Origin of the sequence: Kitasatospora sp. NBC_01302 (assembly GCF_035976515.1) — a bacterium.
GTDB lineage: Bacteria > Actinomycetota > Actinomycetes > Streptomycetales > Streptomycetaceae > Kitasatospora.
In genome coordinates, this window is sequence record NZ_CP108404.1 from 7860512 (window position 1) to 7885150 (window position 24639).

General features: G+C 73.7%; 24 protein-coding genes and 1 pseudogene. 15 read left to right on the forward strand and 10 right to left on the reverse strand.

Features of this window, described 5'->3' with window-relative positions; translation table 11 throughout:
• The first annotated feature begins 545 nt into the window (after nt 1-545).
• Nucleotides 546-1157 (forward strand): helix-turn-helix transcriptional regulator, encoded by a 612-nt coding sequence (locus OG294_RS34290; protein WP_327070449.1) that lies wholly within the window; start codon nt 546-548, stop codon nt 1155-1157.
• Between the two features lie 10 nt (nt 1158-1167).
• On the opposite strand, the gene OG294_RS34295 is transcribed toward OG294_RS34290, so the two are convergent.
• The 5 genes from OG294_RS34295 to OG294_RS34315 form a co-directional block, all read right to left on the reverse strand.
• Nucleotides 1168-1854 (reverse strand): response regulator transcription factor, encoded by a 687-nt coding sequence (locus OG294_RS34295; RefSeq protein ID WP_327070450.1) that lies wholly within the window; start codon nt 1852-1854, stop codon nt 1168-1170.
• A complete protein-coding gene (locus OG294_RS34300) occupies nt 1851-3083 on the reverse strand; it encodes a sensor histidine kinase (RefSeq protein ID WP_327070451.1) in 1233 nt (410 codons plus the stop codon). Before OG294_RS34300 ends, OG294_RS34295 begins: the two co-directional genes overlap by 4 nt.
• A gap of 325 nt (nt 3084-3408) precedes the next feature.
• Nucleotides 3409-4029 carry an FxLYD domain-containing protein gene (locus OG294_RS34305; protein ID WP_327070452.1) on the reverse strand — a complete coding sequence of 207 codons (621 nt, stop codon included), beginning with the start codon at nt 4027-4029 and terminating at the stop codon, nt 3409-3411.
• Nucleotides 4030-4166: 137 nt separating this feature from the next.
• Complete coding sequence (locus OG294_RS34310; protein WP_327070453.1) at nt 4167-5471, reverse strand: hypothetical protein; 1305 nt, start codon at nt 5469-5471, stop codon at nt 4167-4169.
• Between the two features lie 36 nt (nt 5472-5507).
• Complete coding sequence (locus OG294_RS34315) at nt 5508-6428, reverse strand: YhjD/YihY/BrkB family envelope integrity protein (RefSeq protein WP_327070454.1); 921 nt, start codon at nt 6426-6428, stop codon at nt 5508-5510.
• 194 nt (nt 6429-6622) lie between these two features.
• On the opposite strand from OG294_RS34315, the gene OG294_RS34320 reads away from it, so the two are divergent.
• The 3 genes from OG294_RS34320 to OG294_RS34330 all read left to right on the forward strand — a co-directional run bounded on the left by OG294_RS34320 (nt 6623) and on the right by OG294_RS34330 (nt 9553).
• On the forward strand, nt 6623-7786 hold the full coding sequence (locus OG294_RS34320) for an ADP-ribosylglycohydrolase family protein (protein ID WP_327070455.1): 1164 nt from the start codon (nt 6623-6625) through the stop codon (nt 7784-7786).
• 112 nt (nt 7787-7898) lie between these two features.
• Nucleotides 7899-8942, forward strand: a complete 1044-nt coding sequence (locus tag OG294_RS34325; RefSeq protein WP_327070456.1) for a GlxA family transcriptional regulator — start codon at nt 7899-7901, stop codon at nt 8940-8942.
• Nucleotides 8939-9553 (forward strand): DJ-1/PfpI family protein, encoded by a 615-nt coding sequence (locus OG294_RS34330; RefSeq protein ID WP_327070457.1) that lies wholly within the window; start codon nt 8939-8941, stop codon nt 9551-9553. Before OG294_RS34325 ends, OG294_RS34330 begins: the two co-directional genes overlap by 4 nt.
• A 79-nt stretch (nt 9554-9632) precedes the next feature.
• Here OG294_RS34330 and OG294_RS34335 read toward each other — a convergent pair whose 3' ends face one another.
• Complete coding sequence (locus tag OG294_RS34335; RefSeq protein WP_327070458.1) at nt 9633-10763, reverse strand: serine hydrolase domain-containing protein; 1131 nt, start codon at nt 10761-10763, stop codon at nt 9633-9635.
• A 314-nt stretch (nt 10764-11077) separates the two neighbouring features.
• Nucleotides 11078-11842, reverse strand: coding sequence for an SAM-dependent methyltransferase (locus OG294_RS34340; protein WP_327070459.1), 765 nt, complete (start codon nt 11840-11842; stop codon nt 11078-11080).
• A gap of 633 nt (nt 11843-12475) precedes the next feature.
• On the opposite strand from OG294_RS34340, the gene OG294_RS34345 reads away from it, so the two are divergent.
• The 11 genes and pseudogenes from OG294_RS34345 to OG294_RS34395 all read left to right on the forward strand — a co-directional run bounded on the left by OG294_RS34345 (nt 12476) and on the right by OG294_RS34395 (nt 22452).
• Nucleotides 12476-13396: a ParB/RepB/Spo0J family partition protein gene (locus tag OG294_RS34345; RefSeq protein ID WP_327070460.1), complete on the forward strand. Its 921-nt coding sequence runs from the start codon at nt 12476-12478 to the stop codon at nt 13394-13396.
• A gap of 344 nt (nt 13397-13740) precedes the next feature.
• Entirely contained in the window at nt 13741-14775 is a 1035-nt protein-coding gene (locus OG294_RS34350; protein WP_327070461.1) for a hypothetical protein, read from the forward strand.
• 9 nt (nt 14776-14784) lie between these two features.
• Nucleotides 14785-16023: an MFS transporter gene (locus OG294_RS34355; protein ID WP_327070462.1), complete on the forward strand. Its 1239-nt coding sequence runs from the start codon at nt 14785-14787 to the stop codon at nt 16021-16023.
• Nucleotide 16024: 1 nt separating this feature from the next.
• Nucleotides 16025-16531: a CYTH domain-containing protein gene (locus tag OG294_RS34360; RefSeq protein ID WP_327070463.1), complete on the forward strand. Its 507-nt coding sequence runs from the start codon at nt 16025-16027 to the stop codon at nt 16529-16531.
• A complete protein-coding gene (locus OG294_RS34365) occupies nt 16528-17226 on the forward strand; it encodes an SDR family oxidoreductase (RefSeq protein WP_327070464.1) in 699 nt (232 codons plus the stop codon). The genes OG294_RS34360 and OG294_RS34365 overlap by 4 nt, the downstream gene beginning before the upstream one ends.
• A gap of 46 nt (nt 17227-17272) precedes the next feature.
• The gene (locus OG294_RS34370) at nt 17273-17791 is read left to right on the forward strand and encodes an AAA family ATPase (RefSeq protein ID WP_327070465.1); all 519 of its coding nucleotides are present in this window, start codon (nt 17273-17275) and stop codon (nt 17789-17791) included.
• Nucleotides 17785-18222: a hypothetical protein gene (locus OG294_RS34375; protein WP_327070466.1), complete on the forward strand. Its 438-nt coding sequence runs from the start codon at nt 17785-17787 to the stop codon at nt 18220-18222. Before OG294_RS34370 ends, OG294_RS34375 begins: the two co-directional genes overlap by 7 nt.
• 157 nt (nt 18223-18379) lie before the next feature.
• Nucleotides 18380-19486 (forward strand): annotated as a pseudogene (locus tag OG294_RS34380) (adenosine deaminase); the annotation flags it as partial.
• A 21-nt stretch (nt 19487-19507) separates the two neighbouring features.
• Nucleotides 19508-20209, forward strand: coding sequence for a phosphoribosylaminoimidazolesuccinocarboxamide synthase (locus OG294_RS34385; protein WP_327071776.1), 702 nt, complete (start codon nt 19508-19510; stop codon nt 20207-20209).
• Between the two features lie 42 nt (nt 20210-20251).
• Nucleotides 20252-21049, forward strand: coding sequence for an HAD hydrolase family protein (locus OG294_RS34390; RefSeq protein ID WP_327070467.1), 798 nt, complete (start codon nt 20252-20254; stop codon nt 21047-21049).
• A gap of 158 nt (nt 21050-21207) precedes the next feature.
• The gene (locus OG294_RS34395; protein ID WP_327070468.1) at nt 21208-22452 is read left to right on the forward strand and encodes an MFS transporter; all 1245 of its coding nucleotides are present in this window, start codon (nt 21208-21210) and stop codon (nt 22450-22452) included.
• A 38-nt stretch (nt 22453-22490) separates the two neighbouring features.
• Here OG294_RS34395 and OG294_RS34400 read toward each other — a convergent pair whose 3' ends face one another.
• From OG294_RS34400 to OG294_RS34410, 3 genes are all read right to left on the reverse strand, one after another.
• Nucleotides 22491-23084, reverse strand: coding sequence for a hypothetical protein (locus OG294_RS34400; RefSeq protein WP_327070469.1), 594 nt, complete (start codon nt 23082-23084; stop codon nt 22491-22493).
• Entirely contained in the window at nt 23081-23221 is a 141-nt protein-coding gene (locus OG294_RS34405) for a hypothetical protein (protein ID WP_327070470.1), read from the reverse strand. The genes OG294_RS34400 and OG294_RS34405 overlap by 4 nt, the downstream gene beginning before the upstream one ends.
• Nucleotides 23222-23297: 76 nt before the next feature.
• Nucleotides 23298-24611 carry a DUF3533 domain-containing protein gene (locus OG294_RS34410; RefSeq protein ID WP_327070471.1) on the reverse strand — a complete coding sequence of 438 codons (1314 nt, stop codon included), beginning with the start codon at nt 24609-24611 and terminating at the stop codon, nt 23298-23300.
• Between the last annotated feature and the right edge of the window lie 28 nt (nt 24612-24639).

Sequence of the window (24639 nt, forward strand, 5' to 3'; positions counted from 1 at the left end):
ACGGTCGCACTTAGGGGCAACGGAAGTCCAAATTCCGTTTTTCCCGGCCGGTGATCACGGGAAGGTTTCGGTGGTCGTGGCCCGATGGGCGGCCGGGCTGTGCGAGATGCCCCTTCGGGCAGTTCGGGTGCGCCTCATGGTGCAGCCGGGCGCTTGCACGGTCGAGCGGTTCGCGGACGCCCGACAGGGCCGAGTTCCAGCCACTCGGGCAGGGGTGCGATGCTGCTCGGTGGGGGCGATAGGGCCGCTCCTGTCCGGACTGTCCGGTTCTGTGCCCAGGAATCCGGGGAGTTCCGAGAACGGCGCATAATGACGGGGTTCAAGTCGCCGAAGCGGGTTGAACTTGCACCGACAACCGTGATCGATCTAGCCTCTTCCGGTCGTCCGGGGCCGCTTTGTCAGCGCAGGGCCGGGCGGTCCGACGAGGCTCGCGAGTACCTGTGGTGCACCTCGGCAGGCCCTTGCGGAATACCCGCCCAGGGAATTCGGTCCAACGCGTAGCCGGGGGGCTAATCATGAGTGAAAAATCCGTGAAATCCGTCACGGTGGCTGTTCTTGCGAACGACCCGGTGACGGGCGAGGGGGCGGTCTGGTGGCTCTCCTCCTGCAAGGAGATCACCGCCAGCTACTGGACCTGGCGCCACCCGGCCGACGTCCTGCTGGTGCTGGCCACCGAGGTCACCGCGGACACCCTCGCGCGGGTGGAGCGGGTCCAGCACGAGACACCGGACAGCGTCCTGCCGATGGTGCTGGTGGCCCAGGAGTTTCCCGAGCACCACATGCTGCGGGCCATCGACCTCGGTCTGGTGAGCTATCTGCACCGGCAGGAGAGCGGCTTCGACGACATCAAGCGGGCCGTCCACGAGGCCGCCGCCGGCGGCCGCGACCCCTCGGTGCAGCAGGCGCTGATCGGCCACATCCGGGCGCTGCGGGACACGGCGCTGGCGCCGGCCGGCCTCAACCTCGCGGGTCTGGCCGACCGCGAGGTCGAGGTGCTGCGGTTCCTGGCCGAGGGCCTGAGCACCAAGCAGATCTCGGCGAAGCTCAGCTACTCGGAGCGCACCGTGAAGAGCATCGTGCACGGCGTGGTCACCCGGCTCAACCTGCGCAACCGCACCCACGCCGTGGTCTACGCGCTGCGCACCGGGATCATCTGACGCCCCGGCGTCAGCCGGCGGAGCCGGCCGTCACCAGTCCGCTCTCGTAGGCCGCGATCACCGCCTGCGCGCGGTCGCGCACATCGAGCTTGCCGAAGATGCTGGTGATGTGGTTCTTCACGGTGGAGACGCTGATCTCCAGCTCGCCCGCGATGGCGGCGTTGTCCAGACCGCCGGCCATCAGCCGCCACACCTCGACCTCACGCGGCGTCAGCTCGCCCAGCTCCGGCGCCGGTGCGGGCGGCTGCGGGCGCCGGGGCGTGGTGACGAAGGTGGAGATCAGCCGGGTGAGCAGGCGCGGTGCCACCGCGGCCTCGCCGCCGTGCACGGTACGCAGCGCCGCGAGCAGCTCCTCCGGCGAGACGTCCTTGGGCAGGAACCCGGAGGCGCCCGCGCGCAGTGCGGCCACCACGTACTCGTCCATGTCGAAGGTGCTCAGGGCCAGCACCCGGCACTCGGGCAGCTCCCGGACGAGCCGCTCGGTGGCCTGGACCCCGTCCAGCACCGGCATCCGGATGTCCATCACCACCACGTCGGGCCGGTGCAGCCGGGCGAGCTCGACCGCCTGCTCGCCGTTCTCGGCCTCCGCCACCACCGCGACGGCCGGGTCGGGGGCCAGGATCAGCGCCAGCCCGCGCCGCACCAGCGGCTGGTCGTCCGCGATCAACACCCTGATCCGCTGCGGCGATTCACTCATCCCAGCAGCTCCTCTCGCTCGCCCGGCGCCACCGGCAGGCTGGCCGCCACCCGGAAGCCGCCGTGCTCCAGCGGTCCGGCCACCATGGTGCCGCCCTGCAGGGCGACGCGTTCCTGCATTCCGATCAGACCGTACCCGCTGCGCCCCGGCCCCGGGCCCGCCGCCCCGGCGCGGCCTGCCCCGACCCCGGTCGGCACCCCGGGGCCGGTGTCGCGCACCTCCACGGTGATCCGGTCCTGGCGGTAGGTCAGCTGGACATAGGCCTGCGCCTGGCCGCCGGCGTGCTTGCGGGCGTTGGTCAGCGCCTCCTGGACGATCCGGAAGACGGTCAGGCCCAGGGTCGGCGCCAGCGCGCGCTGCTCGCCGCGCACCGTGAACTCCACGGGCAGGCCCCCGAGTCGGGACTCCTGGACGATCCGCTCCAGGTCCCCGGTGCCCGGCTGCGGCGCGTTCGGCGCCTCCTCGGCCTCGTCACCGGCCCGCAGCACGTCGAGCAGCTGGCGCATCTCGCGCAGCGCCAGGCGCCCCGAGCCCTCCAGGGTGACCAGTGCCTCGCGCACCACCTCGGTGTCGCCCCCGAGGTTGGCCCGCGCGCCGCCGGCCATCAGCTGCATGGTGGTGATGTGGTGCGCCACGATGTCGTGCAACTCCCGGGCGATGCGGCGGCGTTCCCGGGCCACCGCACGGTCGGCCAGCAGCTTGCGCTTGGTGGCCTGCTCGCGCTGGACGTAGTTGACCACGGCGGCCGTGCCGACGACCAGCGCGGCGGCGACCACGGCGCTCGACGCGTCCCCGAGGGTGGGCGGGAACGGCTGCCCCCGGCCGATCAGCGTCACGGCGGCCGTGGCCGGGGCGGCCGCCAGGGTCACCGCGATGCGTCCGGCCCGCGCGACGAAGAACAGCGCCAGCGCGAGGGAGGCACCGAAGTGGTGCGGCGCCGCCGAGGCGCCCTGATTGAGCAGGAGGTTGACGGCCAGCACCGCCGCCGGCGCGGCCAGCGGCCAGCGGCGCCGGGCGAGCAGCGGCAGGACGGCGAGCACGGTCAGCACCAGGCCGGCCGCCTGGACCGGTCGGCCGTCCGCCGAACCGCCGAGCGTGTAGCCGAGCAGGTCCAGACAGGCCGCTCCGGCGCACAGCAGCGCGTCGTTGCGGGTCCAGAGCAGGGTGTCGGCCTGCAACGCCTGCCGCACCCGTGTGCCCAGCGCGCTCGGCGCCCGGCGCGTGGCCATGTGGTGTCCCTCCCGCAGCGGCACCCGGGACTTCACCGGTACGCCATGACAGCTGTTCGGCGCCCATTCTCGCACCGCGGGCGGAGCCTGCCCCGGGCCCCCGCGGTGACCGTGACCAGGACCAGGGTCCTGGTCACGGGCCCTTCCCCGGCCCCCGGTCCCGGTGGCGTTCTCCTCCTGTGCCCCGAGGTGGCGGGGGTCGGGCCGTGATGGTCTGGAGATCAGCCGGGAGCCCCCGGCACCTGCACCACTGCCGGAGGACCGCGTGACACGGGTCGGGCCCCACCGTTCGTCGCGGTGGGGCCGACCCGCGGGGTACCCGCCCTCAGTAGCGCTGCGCCGTCGTGACCTTCGCGCTCAGCGCGACGTCCGTGTCCTTGGTGCTGAACGCCACCGGCTGCGCCTTCTGACCGGCGGCCAGGTGCTGGACGCCCACCACGGTGCTGTCCACCTTGGCGCCCGAGGCGTCCAGGAAGTCGATCCGCACGGCGTAGTTCGCCGCGCTGGAAGTGCTGTTGGTGATGGTCACGACCACCGCGTTCAGCCCGCCCGAGGTGGCCTTGGGCACCCCCGTCAGGGTCACGTCGCCCACCGCGTTGCCGGTGCCCGTGACGTCGGCGAGCGCGGCCGAGGCCGAGGCCTGCGCCTTGGCCCCGGCCGCGGAGACCGAGGCCTCGAAGGAGGCGGCGGCGGCCGAGACCGAGGAGACCGCGGCCTGTGCGGAGGAGGCGAGCGAGGAGACCCCGGAGGGCACCGAGCCGGAGAAGGAGGCCGTCGCCGGGGAGAACGGGGTGGCGCTGGTGGCGCCGCCGGAGGAGGTCTTGGAGGAGCTGCTGCACGCCGCCAGCCCGGCGACGGCGCCGGCCGTCAGCACCAGCGCCGTCGCGGCCGTCAGGCGGCCGGCCGTCGTGTGGCGTGTGGAGTTCCCTGCGTGGCTTCTGTTCAAGGTTCCGCCCTACTCACTGGCCGGGAACCGCTCCCGCGCCGTCATGACCCACCGTCACCCGTGGCCCGAGCAGGCGGCCACCCGCGCTGCTCCAACCGGCGCCCGGCCGGACCCGGGCGTCGGCGTCCGGTCGGCGCTCAGGGGCCGGCGGCCGGCGGTCCGGCCGGTCGGGTCGCCTCCTCCTCGACCACGTCCAGCAGCTCGATCAGGGTGAGCACGAAGACCACCGCGAGCCCCAGCACCACCACGACCCAGCCGGTGGGGTAGGGCCAGAGCACCAGGGTGAGCCCGGCCGCGCCGACCACCGCCCACTCCAGCACCCGCTTGGACCGGTGCACCCAGGGCCCGACCGGCCCGGTGTGCAGCCCGGCCCGCCCGGCCGCCGCGCGTGCCGCGTGCGGACCGGCCCGCCAGATCTCGCGCAGCTGCCGGGCCCGGCGGTTCGGGCCGCTCAGCCAGGCCCCGAGGGCCACCGCGAGCCCGAGCACCACGTACGTCCGTACGCTCACCCGCAGCAGTCGCACCAGCGCGTCGTAGACCGCGCCCGCCGCGGGCTGGGAGACGGAGGCGGGCAGCGCGTCCAGGTAGAGCACCCGGAAGACGCTCAGGCCGATCCCGAGCGCGACGGTGGCCGCGGTGGCGCCGAGCGCGAGGGCGATCAGCGCCGTGCGCCGGTGCCGGGCGAGCAGCAGGCCGACGACGGCGAACAGCACCGCGGCCACCGGCAGCCAGGTGCCCGCCAGCTCCAGCAGGCGGATCCCGGTGCGGACCGACCCGACCTGGGAGGAGTCGAGCACGGTGTACTGGACGTGGATGGTGGGGATCGCGTTCGCCACGCTCGCCCCGGAGTCCACCAGCTGCTGCTTGAGCTGGCCGATGAGCGGGGCCAGGTCGATGGTCACCGCGTTGTCGGTCAGCTGCACCGCGCCGCCGCCCTGGCCGGTGAGCGCCTTGGTGAACTGGTCGTGCACCGTGCGGTTGGCCTGCACCCAGAAGCTCGCGAAGGCGGGGCTGGAGACCACGTTCTGGGCCGCGCCGCGCACCAGGCTCTGCAGCGCGCTGTCGATCGAGCCGCTCAGCTGCCCGAGCAGCCCGCCCAGCACGGACTGGTCGGAGGGCGCCACCTGCTGGATCAGCGAGTTGACGCTCAGGTTCTGGGTGACGGCGGTGGCGATCCGGTCGGCCACCGCGTTCTGCACCGCCGGGTCGCCGGCCAGCGGTGCGACGGTGGCCACGTAGCGGTCGGTGTCCTCGGCCAGGCTCGCGGCCCAGACCGCGACCACGCTCAGCGGGGTCAGCAGCGCCGCGAGCACCAGCAGCAGCCCGGCGAAGGCCGCCCGGGTGCGCCGCGCCGCCGGCCCGGCCCGCTCGGCGTCGGTGCGCTCGCCGTCGGCGGGCTCGCCCCCGGGGGGATTGCCGTCGGTGGGATCGGCTGTCGCCATCTCAGGTCTCCGTTCCTCCCCCCTCGGATGGGCCGGCTACTCGTCCGCCGGGTCCACCGGCGGTGGCCGCTCCCGCGGGTCGTCCTCGGGGGTGCCGAGGTAGCGCGCCAGGAAGGTCTCCTTGGCGAGGGTGGCGCCGATGGTCAGCGCGCCCGTGAGCACGGCGCAGACGGCGACCAGCCAGGACAGCAGGGTGAAGATCGACCCGAGCGCCCCGTACGCGGCCAGGCTCCGGTTGAGCGCGCGCGGGATGTAGAGGTGGGCGGTGATCGACAGCGCGGCGGTCGCCGCCGCGGTGAGCACCGCCGCGGGCAGCAGGGGCAGCCAGGGCACCCGGCCGGCCAGCAGCAGGCGCTGGGTCCACCACCAGAGGCACACGCTGCTCAGGAAGCTCAGCGGCACCCCCACCCAGAGCCCGGCCCCGAAGCCGTTGCGCACCGGACCCTGCAGGACCAGGACCACGAGCCAGGTGATGATCCAGGCGAACCACCGCCAGATCGCGACCCGGGTGGGCGACGGCCCCAGGTCCCAGGCACGCTGGCAGATCCGCGCCAGCGCGCGGCTGGAGCCGGTCGCGGAGAGCAGCACCATGATGGTGCCGATCACGCTGGTGGTCTCGCGCAGGTTGCCGCCCTCGGTCGCGTAGAGCGCCTGGAGCTGTTCGGCGCCCGCGCCGGTGAGGCCGAAGACGGTGCGCACGGAGTGCACCAGGTTGGTGCGCACGGTGTTGGGCGCCGTGGCGGCGACGACGAAGAGCAGCGGGACGGCGGTCAGGAAGATCTGCGCGGCCAGCCGGGTGCCGGACTCCATGATGCGGGCGGCGATCAGACGCCCCGTCAGGGTGGTCAGCACCGGCATCCGCCGTTCGGCATCGCTGATCGTGCGCCCGCAGTAGTCACGCGTCGACCGTGACCAGGAGGAGACCCGCGCGCGCACACCGTGCCGATCGGGCGCCATCGAGGGGGCTGCTCCTTCGGGCTGCGGGCGGCTGCGGGGGAACTCGCCAGGTGTTCCCCCGCAGCGCGGCCCGGGTACCGCGACGGGCGGGCGACCAGCCGGACGGAGCAGCACGTCCGTCCGTTCGAGGAGTGTGCTGGAATGCTGCACTGCGCCGGGAATGCCGGAGAACGACCCGAGGGGGATCTGTCAGCGTGAAGCAGCGCTCGTGGAACGAACTGACCGCCTACCGTGCGCGGCTGCGTGGCTGCCTGCTCGGCGGCGCGATCGGGGACGCCCTGGGCAACCCGATCGAGTTCCTGTCCCTGCCGGAGATCCGGGCCAAGTACGGCGAGCACGGCGTCACCGGTCCGGTCGCCGACGGCGAGGGGGTGATCGGCCGGGTCACCGACGACACCCAGATGACGCTCTTCACCGCCTCCGGCTGGCTGAGCGGCTACGCCCGCGCCAAGGCGAAGGGCATCGGCGGCGCGGAGACGACGATCCTGCGCGACGCCTACCTGTGCTGGCTGGAGACCCAGACCGAGCCGTCGCCGCCGCCGCACCAGGGGCTGCGCCACCGCACCGGATGGCTGCGCGAGGAGCAGTGGCTGTACGCCCGTCGGGCGCCCGGCAACGCCTGCCTGTCCGGCCTGCGGCAGACCCACGTCCCCCGCCTGGGCGATCCGCTCGACGGGCGGCCCGGACCGGTGAACCCGCACTCCAAGGGCTGCGGCACGGTCATGCGCTCCGCCCCCTTCGGCTTCACCGACCGGGACGCCAAGGCCGCCTTCGAAGCCGCGGCGCACTGCGCCCAGATCACCCACGGCCACCCCACCGGCTACTACGCCGCCGGCGCCTTCGCCGCCCTGATCCACCACCTGCTCGACGGTGTGCCGCTGGCCGCCGCCGTGCTGCTCGCCCTGGACCTGCTCGCCCGCTATCCCGGCCACCAGGAGACCACCGCCGCCCTGCGCGCGGCCTACGAGCTGGCCACCGAGGGCGGCGAGGCGACCGCGGAGAAGCTGCAGACGCTGGGCGCCGGCTGGGTCGCCGAGGAGGCCCTGGCCATCGCGGTCTACGCCGCGCTCGCGCCGACCCGGCATCAGACCTTCTACGTCGACCAGCAGGGCACCCACTGCCACCCGAGCCCGCCGCGCACCCCGATCGAGGCGGCCTTCCTGCTCTCGGTCAACCACTCGGGCGACAGCGACTCCACCGGCTCGATCTGCGGCAACCTGCTCGGCGCCCAGTACGGCGACGTGTGCCTGCCGCCGGACTGGCTGCGCCGGATCGAGGGCCGGCGGGCGATCGCCGTGCTCGCGGACGACATCGCCGCCGAGGTGGCCCCGGGCGAGCAGCGCAGCTGGATCTACTGACACCCCGCCGGCCCCGGCCCGGCGCCGTGCCGTGCGCCCCTCCGGGTGGATGGCGCGATTCGTGGGATGCGTGTCGTTGACGCCACGATCGGCGCGGGCGCAGGCTGAGGGCGTGGCCAAATCCCGCATCGTCTTCGTGATCTTCGACGGCTTCCAGCCGCTCGACCTGGTCGGTCCGTACGAGGTGTTCCAGCACGCGGGCCGCCAGTCGGGCGGCTTCGAGTGCCAGGTGGTGGCGCCCGCCGCCGGGCCGGTGCGCTCGGCCGGCGGCCTGCCGGTGCACGCCGAGTACGGCGTGGCGGACCTCGATCCGCGGGGCACCGACACCCTGGTGGCGGTGGGCGGCGCGGGCGTCGACCGGGCCCGGCACCAGCGGGCGCTGGTCGACTGGGTCGCCGCCGCCGGCGCGGACGCCCGCCGGGTGACGTCCGTCTGCAGCGGGGTCTTCCTGCTGGCCGCCGCCGGCCTGGTCGACGACGGCTGCCGGGTCACCACGCACTGGTCGCGCGGTGAGCAACTCGCCCGCGAGCACCCCGGGTTGCAGGTGGACTGCGATCCGATCTTCGTGCGGGACGGGCGGGTGTGGACCTCGGCCGGGGTGACCGCCGGGATGGACCTGGCGCTCGCCCTGGTGGAGGACGACCTCGGCCGGGCGGTGGCCCACGCCGTCGCCCAGGAGCTGGTGCTCTTCCTGCGCCGCCCCGGCAGCCAGTCGCAGTTCAGCGTGCCGCTCTGGTCCCGTCAGCCGTCCAGCGATCCGATCCGCACCGCGGTGGCCGCGATCCACGCCGACCCCGGCGCCCGGCACGCCGTCGCCGACCTGGCCGCCCAGGCCGGGCTGAGCCCCCGTCACCTGCAGCGCCGCTTCACCGCCGAGCTCGGCGCCCCGCCGGCCGGCTACGTGGAGCGGGTGCGGGTGGAGGCGGCCCGCCGGGCGCTCGCCGAGGGCGACGACCCGCTGGAGGCGATCGCCCGCCGGTACGGCTTCGGCACCGCGGAGACGCTGCGCCGCTCCTTCCACCGGCAGGTCGGCGTGACGCCCTCCGACTACCGCGACCGCTTCCGCACCATCAACCCCGACCCCGTGCCCGTCCCCGGCCCGGTGCCCGTCCCCGATCCAGCCCCCGTCCCCGAGCTTCGAGGGAGCGCGACATGACGACCTATGGACTGCTGCTGTTCGACCGTGCCGAGGAGCTCGACTTCGTCGGCCCCTGGGAGGTGTTCACCGCCTCCGCCATGCTCCGCGCCGAGGCCGGGCACACCGACCGGGCCGTGCTGATCGCCGAGCGCCCCGGCCCGGTGCGCTGCAGCAAGGGCATGCGGGTACTGCCCGACCACACCTTCGACGACCACCCGCCGCTGGACCTGCTGCTGGTCCCCGGCGGCCAGGGCACCCGCACCGAGGTGGCCAACCCGGTGCTCCTCGAGTGGATCCGCAAGGCCGACGCCCAGGCCGCCTGGACCGCCGGCGTCTGCACCGGCGCGCTGCTGCTGCACGAGGCCGGCCCGGCCCGGGGCCGCCGGGTGGCCACCCACCACGCCTTCGAGGACACCCTCCAGGCGCGCGGCGACATCACGGTGGTGCGCGACGCCCGGTACGTGATCGACGGTCGGCTCGCCACCAGCCAGGGCGTCTCGGCGGGCATCGACCTCGCGCTGTGGCTGATCGGCCGCCTGCACGGCCGCGACCACGCCCGCGCCGTGCGCCGCTACATCCAGTACGAGCCGGCCCCGCCGTACCTGGCCGACGAGCCGCTGGCGGACTGACACGCGCCTCGGCGCCCGGCCGCGGGTCTGTCGTGGCCGGGCGCCGAAGCGCGTGGGGTCGGCGTGGGGCTGCCGCGCCTCAGAGCGCGCAGTAGGCGTTCATCAGGGCCGTGCCGGTGTCGCGCTGGCCGGTGGTGCCCTGGGCCAGGTGGTACTCGTTGTTGACGAGCACCACCTGCTTGGTGCCGTCGTCGTTGCTGGCCCAGGTACTGAAGTAGCCGAGGACGGAGCCGTTGTGCGACCAGGCCCATGTGCCGCAGGGCATCTGGCTGTGGACGATGCCGAGGCCGTAGTAGGAGGTGCCGGTGTTGTCGGTGGGCACCCCGGTCTTGAGCTCGGCCTCCTGGGCGGGCGGCAGCAGCTTGCCGGTGAGCAGCGCCCGGCTGAAGGCGGCCAGGTCGTCCATGTTGGACACCATCGCCCCGGCCGTGCCGGTGATCTGCACGTCGGAGACCGTGGAATCGAGGAGGAGGAAGTCCGAGACGTACTGGTAGCCGTGCAGGTAGGTGCCGGACATGCCCGGGCCGCTGGGGAACGAGGTGTGGGTGAGGTCGAGCGGCGTGATGATCCGGTTCTGGATCTCGTCGGCCGGGCTGTTCCCGGTGACGGCGGTGATCACCATGCCCGCGAGCAGGTAGCCGGTGTTGGAGTAGGCCCACTGCTGGCCCGGTGCCGTGGTCGGCTTGCGGGAGTTCAGGGCGAGGTTCACCAGGTCCTGCGGCGCGAAGGACTGGTTCGGGTTGAGATTGGCACGCCAGGTGAGGGCGACCAGCGGCAGGTAGTCGGGCAGCCCGGAGGTGTGGTTGAGCAGCTCCCGGACGGTGATCTTCGAACCGTCGTAGCCGTTGGCAGTGACCGCGTTCGGCAGCCACTTGGCGACGGAGTCGTCCAGCGACAGCCGGCCCTCGGCCTCCAGCTGGAGCAGCACGGTCGAGACGAACGCCTTGGTGTTGCTGCCGATCCGGAACAGTGCCTGCGGGTCGGCGGGGACGCTGCCGGTGACCGTGCCGTTGCCCTCGTGGATGTAGGTGGTGCTGTCGCCCTGGCGGACCAGACCGATCTCGCCGGGGTACCCGTCGAGGACGCCCTGCTTGGCGCCGGCCTGCAGGATGGCGACCGCGCTCGGCACGTCGGCGCTCGCCGGGCCGATGCCGGCCAGCGCGGCCAGGGTCAGGCTCGCGGCGGCGGCGATCAGACGTACGGACCTCATGGGACTCCCTGATGGACGGACGGATGTGGTCCACCGCCGCGGCGCGCGACGGTGGACCGGACACCTCCGATGCTGCTGCCCGGGCGGGAAGTCCGAACAGGCCATCCGGCCGGTCATGCCACCGGCCATCCGTGACCGGTGGCCCAGGGCCCCTCTGACGGATCCTGCCGGGCGCGCAGCGCCGGGAAGCCCGTCTGCCGCATCACGAACGCCAGCCGCTGCCCACCAGGTGCACACCGGTGCCGGCGAGCCCGACTGCGCAACCCGCTGTGCACGCCCGCCGGGAGCGCTGCGGTCACCTGTCGCGCGGCCGGTCAGAGCACGGGGACCAGGGTGAGGTAGGCCAGGCCCAGCACTCCTCGGTAGCCGCGCAGCCAGCTCGCCCGGTGACGGTCCAGCCGCTCCCGGGTCTCGGCGGCGAGCGGGTGGCCGGTGCGGCCGGCCAGCCACTCCTCCACGTCGCACTGGTAGCCCGACTCGAACTCCTCCCACTCATCGGCATCGGCCGTCTCGATCCACGAGGGCCGGAACCCGGCGGCGACGGCGAGGTCGACCAGGCCGGCCAGGTCGTGGTGCTCGGAAGCTGCGGCGCCCGGCCACATGGCGGCGAGTTCGGCCTCGGTCGGCGGGCGCTGCCAGAAGCCCTCGCCGAGCACCACCCGCCCGCCCGGCCTGACCAGCCGGCGCAGTGCGTGCAGCGCCGCGACGGTGTGGTGCGGCGCTTCGGCGTCGCTGAGCGCCTGGCTCGCGCCCAGGCAGAGCACCAGGTCGGCGGGCTCGCGCGCGGTGCCGATCGCCGACTCCTCGGCGAACTCGACGCGGTCGGCCAGCCCGCGGGCCCGGGCGTTGTCGCGTCCCCGGGCGAGGTCCACGGCGTTGAGATCGACGCCGAGGCCGGTGGCACCGGGGGTCGCTTCGAGGACACGGAGCATCAGTTCGCCCCAGCCGCAGCCGATGTCCAGCACGGTGGTGGGCGTGGCCCGGCTGAGCCTGCCGGTCAGCCGGGCGGCGCGGGCCTCGGAGAGCGGGCCGTGGAAGGTGAGCCGGGTCAGCCGCGGCGGAAGGTCGGTGTCGTCCATGACGCGCACGGTAGACCGGCGCGGGCCGGACGGGCACCGATTTAGGGCCGTTCAGGCCCGTTCCTCGCACCGGGTCGCCGTCGGGGGTTCCGCAGTTCGCAGGTTTCGCCCTCGCGAACGGATGGATCGTCAGATCGGTTCACGCTCTTTGGTAACAATCGCCGGCGCGGGGAGTGGGGAGTCGACTTCGAGGGTGGGTCGTCCGCTCGAATACAAGGCATGGCAGGGGTCGTTGGGGTGAATATCCGGTCTTGAACTCTACGCGCGTGGAACTTAGTCTCTGGACATGTCAGACCGTTTGCGCCGACCGTCCGGGTGGGCAGCTCCGATCCGCCCTCCCTCGCCGTGCGGGGAGCGCGCGCGACCCGGCCGAGGGCAGGCGGAGCCCGGTCGGGGCAGGGGGAAGGCGGTGCGGCGGCGGCACGCACCGCAGCGGCCCGCGGCGGGACCGCCCAGGTCCGATGCGGCGTCAACTCGCCTGCTGTGCGGGTTCGTCCACCATCGACCCAGATTTTCCTGATCGTCTTGACGGCTCCTGATCGGACTGAAGCGGTGCCCCCGGCTCCAGGAAGATCGTGGACGCCCGCTACGCACTGAAGAGGTGACCCCATCACCCAGGAAACGGCGCACGATGTGAGCAGCGTCGCTCACATCGTCACAGTACGAAGCACGGAGTACCTGCCCGTCGGGGCGCTCCGGCCGGGACTCTCGCCCCGGCTCGCCGGGGAGGACGAGGCCCACGTCCGCATGCTCGCGGAGTGCGGGGCCCGGTTGCCCCCGATCCTCGTCCAGCGGAGCACCCTGGTGGTCGTGGACGGCATGCACCGGTTGCGTGCGGCCGAGTTGCGGGGCGACACCCGGATCGAGGTGAGCTACGTCGACGGCCCGGACGACGAGATCTTCGTGCGGGCCGTCGAGGAGAACATCGCGCACGGCCTGCCGTTGTCGCTGAGCGACCGCAAGGCCGCTGCGGCCCGGATCCTGGCGGTGCACCCGGAGTGGTCGGACCGCATGGTCGCCAAGACCGTGGGCCTCTCGCCGAAGACGGCCGGTGTGGTCAGGCGGCGTGCAGCCGAGGAGATTCCACAGTTGCACACGCGGATCGGCCAGGACGGGCGCAGTCGCCCGCTGCGCTCGGTCGAGCCGCGGCGGGTGGCCGCCGAACTCATCGCGAGCCATCCGGAGACCTCCCTGCGGGAGGTCGCCCGCCGCACCGGTGTCTCGATGGGGACGGCCCGTCGGGTGCGCCAGGAGCTGGCCGCCGGCGGCTCCGCGGGGCAGGAGCGGGTGGCGTCGACGCAGCGGGACGGGCGGACCATCGTCCAGGCGCTGGCGAACGATCCGTCGCTGAGGTTCTCCGAGGCCGGCCGGGGACTGCTCCGGCGGCTGACCGCGAACGCCATCGAACCGGCCGAGTGGGAGGAACTGCTCGCGGCGGTTCCGCCGCACTGCGTCGACCTGGTGGCGGAAATCGCCGCGGATTACGGCCGCGCCTGGAATCAGTTCGCCAAGAGCCTGCGGAGTGCCGAAAAGCGTCCGGCCATGGGCGCCTGACACCGGAACACCTGTTGCTCCCCTGCGGATCCGGATAACTTATTCGAACCGGCCCGGCGGGCGATCGGAAAATCCCGGAAGGGGACAACTCCGGCCCGCCTTCTGGAGAGGGAAAGAGGTGAGGTGACATGGGTATCAAGCTTGCGATGGTCAAGGCTCAGGCCGCTCACGGCGTGTCCTGACGATATGAACCGGTGCGGGTGCGGTGGCTGGCCACCGCACCCGCACCGATCGACGCGCGCGCGGTGGCCACCGGGATGCCGAGTGTCCCAAGAAGGCCGTGCGAAGAATTCTGTGCACGATGTGCAGAATCCGAAGGAACCGCCAGGACAAGGACGGCGAAGATGCTGAAGGAATTCCTCCCCCGATATCCCGAGGAGCTGGACCGGGCCCGCGAGGCCGTTCTCTCCCTGGCCCGGGCGGAGGGTGTCGAAGCCGCCTACATCGGCGGTGCCCTCGCCGCCGGACTGGGTACCCCGATGTCGGATGTGGACGTCTACTTCGTCGTCGCGGACGGTACGCCCTCCGCCGCCAGGCAGTTGTTCGTCGACGGACGGCGCTTCGACGTCGCGTACCAGAGCGTCGGATCGCTGCGGGCCCTCATCGCCGAGACCTCCCACTACCGCGCGGACCGCGACGACCTCGGCGTCCTGAACACGATGGGGCGCAAGTCGCTGGCGCCGCTGGTGCGCTTCCTGCTGGGCGAGGTGGTCCTGGACGACGGCTCGATCGCGGCGCTCGCGTCCCTGGCCCGGCAGTCGCTCCCGGAGTTGGTGCGGACCGTCGTCGGGGTGATGTCCTTCGAGGTCCACAACGCCCTGGAGGACGCGCACGGGTTCCACGCGGTCGGCGACCTCGAAGCCGCCTCCTGGGCCGGTCAACTCGCCTTCCTCTCCGCGGCCGAGGCGCTCCTCGCCGCGCACGGGGACCTCTACCTCGGGCAGAAGTGGGTCTGGGCCCGCTGGGCGCGGACCTTCGGTGCGGACCTCGCGCTGCCGTCGCCGGCGGCGGCGACCGCCGACCCGGTGGCCTTCGGGGACGCGGTCGCGGTCTGCCAGGACCTGCTGATCCAGGCGATCACCGGGCGGACGTATCCGCTGCGGCGGGGGGTGGCCGCCGGCGAGCTGGGCCGTGAGGCGACGGCCTGCGCGGTCCCGCTGCGCGACTCCGTGCTCGTCTACCTGCGCGGCGGCGACGCGGCCGAGATCAGCCGGGAGGGTCTCCTGCTCCTCGGGCTGGCCCACGGTCGCACCCGCGAGGAGGCCGTGCGGCTGACCCTGGAGCACCTGCGCGCGGGCGGCGGACAGGTCACCGAGGCCGAAGCGGCCGAGTACCTCGACGACTTCGTCGCGGCCGGCCTGCTCACGGTCAGGCGCTAGGCGCCCGCCATGACACGGACGGCTTCCCCCGTCGCCCCGCCGTCGCAGGAGCGGCGGGTGGCCCTGCGGGCCCTGTGGATCGCGACCTTCGCGTCCGCGGCGGGCACGGGCCTGGTCTACCCGGTCACCGCGATCCACATCGCCACGGACCTGCGGCTCGGGGTCCCGGCGGTGGCACTCTTCTACGGCACGCTGGCGGTGGCCGCCAGTGCCTGCGGCCCGGTCGGGGGCGCGCTGACCGCCCGCTTCGGCGCGCCGGTGACGGCGCTCGCCGGTGGCTCGTGCCAGATCGCGGGCTGGGCGGCGATGGCGTTCGCCTCCTCCGTGGCGCAGGTCATGGTGGTGGCGGTGCTGTGCGGTGTGGGCGGATCGCTCTTCTTCCCCGCCCTGTTCGGCACGATCGTGGCGGGCATCCCGGAGGAGCGGCGGAAGCGGACCTTCGGCTTCCGGTACACCGTGCTCAACCTCGGGATCGCCGCCGGGGCGGCGCTGTCCGGGCTCCTCGTCGTGCGCGTGGCGCCCGCCGTCCTCTTCCTGGCCAACTCCGCGAGCTACCTCCCGCTGATCCTCTGGGTCCGGCGCAACGGCGGCGGGACCCGGGAGCAGCACCCCGAGAACGGCGGCGCCGGCGCGGGGCGGCCGCGCGTGTGGTCGCGCGCCTTCGGCATCGCGCTGGTCGTGACCTTCCTGATGTCGGCCTTCGGCGCGGTGCAACTGGAGTCCACCGTTCCGCTCGTCCTGCGGCGGCTCGCCGGGCAGAGCCTGTCCATGGTCACGACGGTGACCGTGGTGAACGCCGTCGCCGTCGTCGTGCTGCAGCGCGTGCTGCGGTCGCGGGTGGACCGGTTCAGCGACGCCGGTGCGGTCGCCGCGGGGGCCGGGTGCTGGACGGCCGCCTACGCGCTGGGCCTGGCAGCGGCCGGCCTCGGTGACGGTCGGCCGCTGCTCGGCAAGGCCGTGCTGGTCTGCTTCGCGGTGGTCTTCGCCGCGGGGGAGGTGGTGGCCGCCTCCGCCCTGACCCCCATGATCGTCGGGCTGGTCGCCCAGGGGGCGGCCGCCCGGGCCACCGGGACCTCGGGCTCCGCCTGGAGCCTGGGCACCCTGGCCGGACCGGCGATGGGTGCCGCAGCGGTCGCCAGGGCCGGGCCCGAGGGAAGTTGGGGAGTCCTGGCGGCCGGGGGAACCTGCGCGCTGCTCCTCTGCCTGATGCTGCGCTCACACACCGCCGGTCGGCCGGAAAGGAACTGACATGGGAACAGAGCGGGAGCGGAAGTTCCTGGTGACCGGGGAGGACTGGCGGGCCGAAGCCGTGTCGGCCCACCGGATCCGCCAGGGCTTCCTGTCGAGGGACCTCGAACGGGTCGTCCGGATCCGGGTGGTCGACGACCGCGCCGGGTACCTGACGGTCAAGGGGGCCCGCAGCGGCATCAGCCGCCCGGAGTACGAGTACCCCATCCCGGTGGCCGACGCGATCGAGATGCTCGACCGGATGTGCCTGCCGGGCCGGATCGACAAGGTGCGGCACGTCTGCGGAGCGGACGGCTACCAGCTGACGGTCGACGAGTTCGGCGGTGTCCACCAGGGCCTGCTCCTCGCCGAGGTCGAGTACGACGAGGGGGTCACCGACGCCGTGCTCCCCGGCTGGCTCGGCACCGAGGTCACCGACGACGACCGCTACTCCAACGCCGTGCTGGCCGCCGGGGCCGTGCCGGGCGCCGCGGGCGCACCGGAGCCGACCCGCGGGAGCCGGTCGTGAGCGGGCAGCGCGTCGCCCTGGTCACCGGCGCCAACCGCGGCGCGGGGCGCGGCATCGCGCTCGCGCTGCACGCGGCCGGGTACCGCGTCATCGCCTTGAACCGCACGCCCGGTGACGCCCCGGAGGTCGAGGAGGTCGCCTGCGACCTGTCGGACCCGGCGGCGCTGGCCGAGGCCGTCGCCGAGGTGCACCGGCGCACCGACCGGCTCGACGTCTGCGTCTGGAACGCGGCGGTCCGCCGGCTCGGGGCCGTCGCGGACCTCGACGAGGAGTCCTGGTCGGCGAGCGTGGCCACCAACCTCCTCGCCCCCGCGCTGCTGACCCGGGCCACGCTGCCCCTGCTGCGCCGCTCGGGCGGCAGGTACGTCTTCATCGGCAGCCACGCCGGGACCCGGTACTTCGAGGGCGGGGCGGCATACTGCTCGACCAAGGCGGCGCTCAAGGCGCTGGTCGAGGTGCTGCTGCTGGAGGAGCGGGCGAACGGCGTGCGCGCGGTGCTCGTCTCGCCGGGAGCCATCGCCAACCGGGACTGGGACGCCTCGCCGAGCAAGATCTCCACCGCCTCGTTCGGCTCGCTCGTGGTCGACCTGGTCGACCGGATGCCGGCGGACCTCGCGGTGGGCGAGATCGAGGTGCGCCCCGCCGTGCTGGAGCAGGGGCCGGAGAGCGGACTGGCGCGGCTGCAGCGCGTTTGACCGACCTTCACCCGAACGGCCGGCGTTGACACGAAGGAGAAGAGACATGATCACGGGACGCCGCTACGCCGCCCTGGACGGCCACGACGGCTGCGGGAAGTCGACCCTGGCGCAGGCTGTCGCCGAACGCGTCGGAGCGCAGGTCCTCAAGCCCTATCCGGACAGCCTCGGCGACCACATCGCCTGGCTGTGGGGAGGCGAGCGGTTCGCGGAGGCCGACGCGCTCGCCAGGTCGAGCATCGAGCGCGTGCTGGAGAAGTCCGACCCGGCGCGCCCGGTCCTGTTCGACCGGTGCTGGAGCACGATGTTCACGGTGCTGCCCGAGAGCTACTGGCAGGCCTGGTACCCGCTGTGCCCGACCGTGCTGTGCCACGCGGACACCAAGGTCGTCATGGACCGTCTCGCCGAGCGCGGCGAGGACCCGGGCGACTTCGAGGAGCACGAGTACTACCAGCGGCTGTACCGGTCCCACGCGGCCCTGTCGCCCGACACGCTCCTCCTCGACACGAGCGAGCGGCCGTTCGAGGCGTGCGTGACGGACATCGTGGAGTTCCTGTCATGGTAGGGGGCGGCGGCGCCCGGGGCGCCGTGACCGCGCCGGTGCGCTGGGACGCCGCGCGGTCGTCCCTCTCGGTGGGGGAGGTCGGCGACGAACAGGCCGACGGCGTCGACCTGCTGGCCTTCAGCGGGCTCGCCTGGCTGACCCTGGACAGCGACGGAGGGGTCATGGCGGTCGACCTCCACGACGTGCCCGACGCACTGGCCGTGGTCGTCCCGCGGGCCGCCCGGCCGCGCTACTCCTGGAACAGCACGGAGAGCGAGGGCGCGGGCTCCTGGCTGCTGGACGCCGACAGCGGGTGGGTCTGGATCCGGCTCAGGCCGGGCATGGCCCACCGCCGGCTGGTCGGCACGGCCCAGGTGTCGGTGTGGCTGCGGGACGGCGTCGTGCTGGCGCTGCGCCTGGTGCTCGACGACAGCGCTGCCACGGGCGGCTGACGGCCGCAGCACGAGAGGGCAGGCCCCCGGGGCCCGCGGGATCGACGCCCGCGGGCCCCGAGGGCTGTCGTGACCTGCGTCAACCGCCTTCGTGCGGTGTGCCGTTGATCCGCGGACCACCCTTGATGTCTACGCGCGTCGAACCTAGGCTCTCGTCATGTCACTTACGAACTCGCGTGTCAGCCGGTCGCTTTCGTCGCAGCTGCGCCGCGCACCGAAGGTGCTGCTGCACGACCACCTGGACGGCGGCCTGCGCCCGCTGACCGTGGTCGAGCTGGCGAAGCAGTCGGGGTACGGCCACCTGCCGACGACCGACCCCGAGGAACTGGGTTCCTGGTTCCGGGCCGCGGCGGACTCCGGTTCGCTGGAGCGCTACCTGGAGACCTTCCGGCACACCGTCGGCGTCACCCAGAGCCGGGACGCCCTGTTCCGCGTCGCGATGGAGTGCGCCGAGGACCTGGCGGCCGACGGCGTCGTCTACGCCGAGGTCAAGTTCGCCCCCGAGCTGCACGTCGAGGCCGGCCTCGAGCCCGCGCAGGTGGTGGAGGCGGTGCTCGGGGGATTCCGGGAGGGCGAGCGCCGGGCCGCCGAGGCCGGACACCCGATCAGGGTCGGGGCCCTGCTCACCGCGATGCGCCATGCGGCCCGCTCGCAGGAGATCGCCGAACTGACGGTGCGTTACCGTCACGAGGGCGTGGTCGGGTTCGACATCGCGGGCGCCGAGGCCGGCTTCCCGCCCACCCGCCACCAGGCCGCGTTCGACTACCTGAAGCGGGAGAACGCCCACTTCACCATCCACGCCGGCGAGGCGTTCGGCCTGCCCTCGATCTGGGAGGCCCTGCAGTGGTGCGGCGCCGAGCGGCTCGGCCACGGCGTGCGCATCATCGACGACGTCAAGGTGGCCGAGGACGGCACCGCGGCGCTCGGCGAACTCGCCTCCTACGTCCGCGACCGGCGGATCCCGCTGGAGCTGTGCCCCACCTCGAACCTGCAGACCGGCGCCGCCGCCTCGTACGGCGAGCACCCCGTCGGGAAGCTGCGCGAGCTCGGCTTCCGGGTGACGGTCAACACCGACAACCGGCTGATGAGCGGGACCAGCCTGAGCCGTGAGTTCGAGGAGCTGAGCGCCGCCTTCGGCTACACCCTCGACGACGTGCAGTGGTTCACCGTCAACGCGATGAAGTCCGCGTTCCTGCCCTTCACCGAGCGGCTGGCCCTGATCAACGACGTGATCAAGCCGGGATTCGCCGCACTGAAGGCGGAGCCGCCGGTGCAGGAGCCGCCCGTGCCCGCCGACGGCGAGGGCGCCCCGGACATCGTCGGGCGCAGCAAGCGGCTGTGGCGCAGGGCGGACGGCACCTGCGACATCGAGATCATCCCCAGCCTGCGCAGCTACACCTACGACCGCGACGAGCTCATCCCGGCCACCGCCAAGCTGCGCCTGGACTTCTACCAGGCCGCCGCCGCCCGGCTCGCCGAGCGGGGGATCCGGACGGTCTTCCGGGAGCGCCTGAGCGACACCTCCTACCGCGCCGACTTCGTGCCCGGTCCGCCGTTCGAGGTCATCGTCAAGAACCTCGCGACGGGCTCCACCACCGTCAAGTACCCCGGCCTGTTCCCCGAGGGGCACCGCTTCGAGCCGCCGGTGGTGAAGTTCGACTTCCGCATCGACCCGGAGGACCAGCCCATCGGCGAGGACTACCTGCGGGCCGCCGGGGTCGACACCGAGGCGTACCGCCGCACGGCGCTGGCCTGCAACGCCGCGCTGCGCGACTGGCTCGCCCCGCTCGACCTGTGGGACTTCTGCCTGGTCATCGGCGACGGCCCGGACGGGCAGCCGGTCATCAACTCCGAGATCTCCCCCGACTGCATGCGGCTGCGCGACCCGCAGGGCCGCCCGTTGGACAAGGACCTGTTCCGGCAGGGCGCCGCCGCCGAGGAGATCGTGGCGGCCTGGACCGACCTGGTGCGCAGGATCACCGGGTGACCGCAGCAGCCGACCGGCCGCCCCACGGCGTGGAGACCGCGCGTGGACCGGGTTGAACTCCTCTGCACGGATCTGGACGGCACGCTGCTCGACTCCCGGGGGCAGCTGAGCCCCGGGAGTCTCGCGGCCCTCGCCGACGCCCGGCAGGCGGGGCTCGCGGTGGTCTGCGTCACCGGGCGACCGGTGCGCGACGCGCTGGGGTTCACCCGCCGCCACGGGCTGACCGGACCGCTGGTGTGCAGCAACGGCGCGGTGACCGTGGACGCGCAGAGCGGGGCCCTGCTGCTGTGCCGGGGCTTCGGGGCGGCGGAGTGCACCGAGGTGGTCCGCGCGCTGCAGACCGCGGTCCCCGGCCTGGTGCTGGGCCTGGAGTCGATCGGCGGGCTGGTGCTGGAGGAGGGGTTCGAGCGGCTCGTCCCGGACTGCTGGCCGCACCGCCCGGTCCGCACGGTGCGGACCGCGATCCGCCCGGACGACCCGGTGGTCAAGATCCTGGCGATCCACGCCGATCTGACGACGGGCGCGCTCGAACAGCAGGTCGCGGATCTGGTCGGCGACCGCCTGGAGGTCACCCGCTCGACCGGTCGCTTCGTGGAGCTCTCCGCACGGGGGGTGGACAAGGGCCGGGCCCTGCACTGGCTCGGCCGGCACCTGTCGGTGGCCACCGCGCGGACCGCGGCGGTCGGCGACATGCCGAACGACCTCCCGATGCTGCGCGCGGCGGGCCTGGCCGCCGCCGTGGCCAACGCGGACCCGCGGGTGCGGCAGGCCGCGCGGATCATGCTGCCGAGCAACGACCACGACGGAGTCGCCGACCTGATCCACCAGCTGCTGGACTGACCCGGTGGGCCGGTGCCGCCTGACCGCCTGACCGCCTGACCGCTGGGCTGCCTGACCGCCTGACTGCCGGGCTGCTCGGGCCCGCCGGACCGACGGGCCGATCCGCGGGTCGGCCCCCCGAACCCACCGTGCCCCGTGGGCACACCGAAGGAGAGTGCATGCCGTACCTGGCCCTGCTGCGAAGGCCGCACGTCGTGAGGCTGCTGGCCAGTTCCCTGGTCGGGCGGCTGCCCGGGGCGATGGCCGCCCTCGGCATCGCGCTGACGCTGCGCCACGAGGGCTACGGCTACCAGCTGGTGGGGTTGACCACGGGCGTGTTCGCGGCGGCGGGCGCGGTCGGCGGGCCGGTCCTGGGGCGGCTGGTGGACCGCACCGGCCAGCCCAGGACCTTGCTGGCATCCGCCTGCCTGGCGGCGGCGGGCTTCGCCCTGCTGGCCGCCGTCCCCGGCACGCCCTGGGCGGCCGTGGCCGGTGCGGCGGTGGCCGGCGCCGCCGCACCGCCGCTGGAGCCGTGCCTGCGGACCCTGTGGCCGGCCCTGGTCGAGGCCGAGGAGGTCGAGTCGGCCTACGCGGTCGACGCCGGCGCGCAGGAACTCCTCTTCATCGCCGGTCCGTTGGTCGTGGCGGGGATGGCCGCGTGCGCCCCGGCCAGGTTCACCCTGTGGGCCGCGGCGCTGCTCGGACTGCTCGGCTCCGCGGGGATGGCCACCGCGGCCCCCTCGCGGAACTGGGCGCCGGCCGCGCTGCCCGCCGCACCGCACTGGCTCGGCCCGCTGCGCAGCAAGGGCCTGCTGCTCCTGCTGGTCGCGCTCGGCGGGTCCGGCGTGGCGGTCGGCACGTTCAACGTCTTCGCGGTGGCCTACGCGGAGCGGTACCGACCGGCCGGCGGCGCGGGCACCCTGCTGGCGCTGTCGGCGCTCGGGGCGCTCGTCGGGGCGCTCGGCTACGGCGCGCTGGGCACGGCCCGCTGGACGGCGCCGGCCCCGGCCAAGGCGGTGCTGCTCGCCACCGGCATGGCCGGGGCGTACTGGCTGGTGGCGCTGGTCCCCGGGCCGGCCGGCGCCGGCCTGATCGCGGTGCTCACCGGTGTGTTCTTCGCACCCCTGCTGACCGTCTCCTTCGGCCTGGTCGGCGAGCTGGCACCGGCGGGAACCGCCACCGAGGCCTTCGCCTGGCTGGTCACCTTCATCGGCGTCGGCATCGCGCTGGGCGCGGCCGTGGGCGGGGTGGCCCTGGCCGACGGGACACTGCGCTCCGCGGCGGCCTGCGGCGCCGCCGGGGCGACCCTGGGCGCGGCCGTGCTCGCGGTCGCCAGGGGCCGCCTGGCGGTGCCGGCACCGGTCGACCCGCCGGCGGCGGCGCCACTGGCGGAGGCCGACGCCGGCTCGACGGGCAGGTCCTAGCGGATCGGCGGGTCAGCGGGTCAGCGGATCCAGCGGGTCTAGCGGAGCAGCTGGAAGGCGCCGCCGCCCACGATCGCCCCGACGAAGGTGCCGACCACGACCTGGGCGAGGGTGTGGTCGCGCAGCTTCACGCGCGACCAGCCGACGACGGGGATCAGCGGGCACAGCAGCACGGCCCAGGGTCCGTAGGCCAGGACGAGGATGGCGGTGGCCCCGGCGGACACCGCGGTGTGCACGGAGACCTTCCACCACACCGTGATGGCGAGGACGGCGACGAGCGAGACGAGCATCGCGACGACGAGCGCCGTCAGCTCCCTGGGCCCGCCGAGGCAGGACGTGAGGGTCAGGCCGACCGCGACGGAGACCAGGATCCCGGGGATGACGTAGAGGCGGTCCTGGCGGCGGCGCACGTGGCGGTCGCCCCAGTGGCCCTTCCGCTCGCCCCACTTGATGAACAGGATCGGTATCACGGCGCTGAACAGCGCGGCGACCAGGCCCCAGCCGATCCCGGCGAGGCGGTCGGCGTGCCAGCCCACGAGCAGGGTGACCAGGATGATCCAGTTCTTCGGCTCCAACCGGTCGGTGACGAGCCGGGCGTAGTCGGGGGCGGCCTGGACGGGCGTGCTGGTCATGCGGCGTACTCCTGGGCGAAGGCTGCGGCGGCGGGGGAGTGGTAGGCGGTGTCGAGAAGGCTCGCGGCGTCGGCGCACACGTCGAGGCTCGCGGCGTCGGCGCACACGCCAGGGCGCGAGCGCTTCCACCGACCCACCGCTTCACTCCTCGGTCCGCTGCGCCGCCACTGTCAGGGGCAGCTTAGAGGGGCGGGATGATCATGCGAAAAGCGCTCAGACGATCGTGGGGACCATCCGGTGCAGGCCCTTGCGGTCGTAGTAGCGGGTGACGGCCAGCCCGAAGGCCAGCGCCAGCACCACGGCGATGGCGATCATCACCCAGGCACGGACGAGTCCGGCATCGGCCCGGGCGTCGAAGTAGAGGATCGCCCGGGTGCCGTCGCTGAGCTGGCGCATCGGCTCGAAGACGGCCAGCCAGCGGTAGAAGGTGGGCAGCGCCTGCAGCGGGATCGTCGCCCCCGAGGAGGGCAGCGCGACCGCGACGAAGACGAACATGCTGACGAGCTGTCCGATGCCGCCGAACGCCGCGTTGATGGCCTGCACGCCGAGGCCCACCGCCGAGGTCGCGCAGAACGAGAAGACCCAGAGCAGCGGGATGTGCGAGGCGTCGATGCCGATGATCGCGATGCCGCCGACCATCACCAGCGAGGTGGTCACCACGGCGAGCCCCACCGACATGCCCCACTTGGCGAGCAGCGTCTGGGTGCGGTTGATCGGCACCACGGGACGGCGGGTGTGCCAGGGGCCGATCTCGCTGTCGGCGTAGCCGAGGCCGACGTCGACGCCGTTGCTGATGATGTTGGCGCCCAGGAAGCCGGAGAGCACCAGCAGCAGGGTGTAGTAGAACGCGGTCAGCCCCAGCCCGCTGTGGGAGCCGATCGGATGGCCGACCTGGACCGAGACGGCGATCGGGTCGGCGAGCAGCAGGCGGGCCGCGCCGCTCTGCGTTCCGCCCGGTGCGCCGCTCTGCGGCGAGGCGGCCGCGGCGGAGGTCAGCGACCCGCCGAGCTGCAGCGAGGCCTGGTGGGCGGCCGTCTGGGCGATCGAGCTGGCCAGCGAGGAGGCCAGGCTGCCCACCCCGGGGTTGGTCAGCACGTTCACGGTGGGGTGCGCGGGCGGCTGGGGGCCAGTGGCGCCGAGCCCTTCGACCGCCGCGGTGAAGCCGTCGGGGACCTCCAGGACACCGTCCAGCCGTCCCGAGGCCAGCTGGTCCTGGGCGCCGGCCGGGTCCAGCACCCGCCAGGAGACCTGCTCCTTCGGGTCGGGGGCGCCGGCGATCCCGGCGGTGATCCGGGCACCGAGGTTCGCCGGGTGGCCGGCCACGGTGGCGCCGCGGTCGGCGTTGACCAGGCCGATCGGCAGCCGGTGCAGGTTGCCATTCGGGTCCGCCACACCGCCCAGGTAGAGCAGCGACAGCAGCAGCGCCAGCAGGGCGACGATGCCGCCGGGGAAGTACCACGCCTTCGGGTTGCGCAGGACCTGTCCGGCGCGCACCTGCGCCGGTGCGGGGTGGGGCGGAGTGGTCATGGCGCTGCTCCCGGTGGCATCGGTGCGA

Bases quoted from the DNA above. Each gene is read 5' to 3' on its own strand.
- OG294_RS34295 (WP_327070450.1), bottom strand. From the start codon at position 1,854: ATGAGTGAATCGCCGCAGCGGATCAGGGTGTTGATCGCGGACGACCAG.
- OG294_RS34300 (WP_327070451.1), bottom strand. From the start codon at position 3,083: ATGGCCACGCGCCGGGCGCCGAGCGCGCTGGGCACACGGGTGCGGCAG.
- OG294_RS34310 (WP_327070453.1), bottom strand. From the start codon at position 5,471: ATGGCGACAGCCGATCCCACCGACGGCAATCCCCCCGGGGGCGAGCCC.
- OG294_RS34315 (WP_327070454.1), bottom strand. From the start codon at position 6,428: ATGGCGCCCGATCGGCACGGTGTGCGCGCGCGGGTCTCCTCCTGGTCA.
- OG294_RS34330 (WP_327070457.1), top strand. From the start codon at position 8,939: ATGACGACCTATGGACTGCTGCTGTTCGACCGTGCCGAGGAGCTCGAC.
- OG294_RS34335 (WP_327070458.1), bottom strand. From the start codon at position 10,763: ATGAGGTCCGTACGTCTGATCGCCGCCGCCGCGAGCCTGACCCTGGCC.
- OG294_RS34340 (WP_327070459.1), bottom strand. From the start codon at position 11,842: ATGGACGACACCGACCTTCCGCCGCGGCTGACCCGGCTCACCTTCCAC.
- OG294_RS34350 (WP_327070461.1), top strand. From the start codon at position 13,741: ATGCTGAAGGAATTCCTCCCCCGATATCCCGAGGAGCTGGACCGGGCC.
- OG294_RS34355 (WP_327070462.1), top strand. From the start codon at position 14,785: ATGACACGGACGGCTTCCCCCGTCGCCCCGCCGTCGCAGGAGCGGCGG.
- OG294_RS34360 (WP_327070463.1), top strand. From the start codon at position 16,025: ATGGGAACAGAGCGGGAGCGGAAGTTCCTGGTGACCGGGGAGGACTGG.
- OG294_RS34370 (WP_327070465.1), top strand. From the start codon at position 17,273: ATGATCACGGGACGCCGCTACGCCGCCCTGGACGGCCACGACGGCTGC.
- OG294_RS34375 (WP_327070466.1), top strand. From the start codon at position 17,785: ATGGTAGGGGGCGGCGGCGCCCGGGGCGCCGTGACCGCGCCGGTGCGC.
- OG294_RS34395 (WP_327070468.1), top strand. From the start codon at position 21,208: ATGCCGTACCTGGCCCTGCTGCGAAGGCCGCACGTCGTGAGGCTGCTG.
- OG294_RS34400 (WP_327070469.1), bottom strand. From the start codon at position 23,084: ATGACCAGCACGCCCGTCCAGGCCGCCCCCGACTACGCCCGGCTCGTC.
- OG294_RS34410 (WP_327070471.1), bottom strand. From the start codon at position 24,611: ATGACCACTCCGCCCCACCCCGCACCGGCGCAGGTGCGCGCCGGACAG.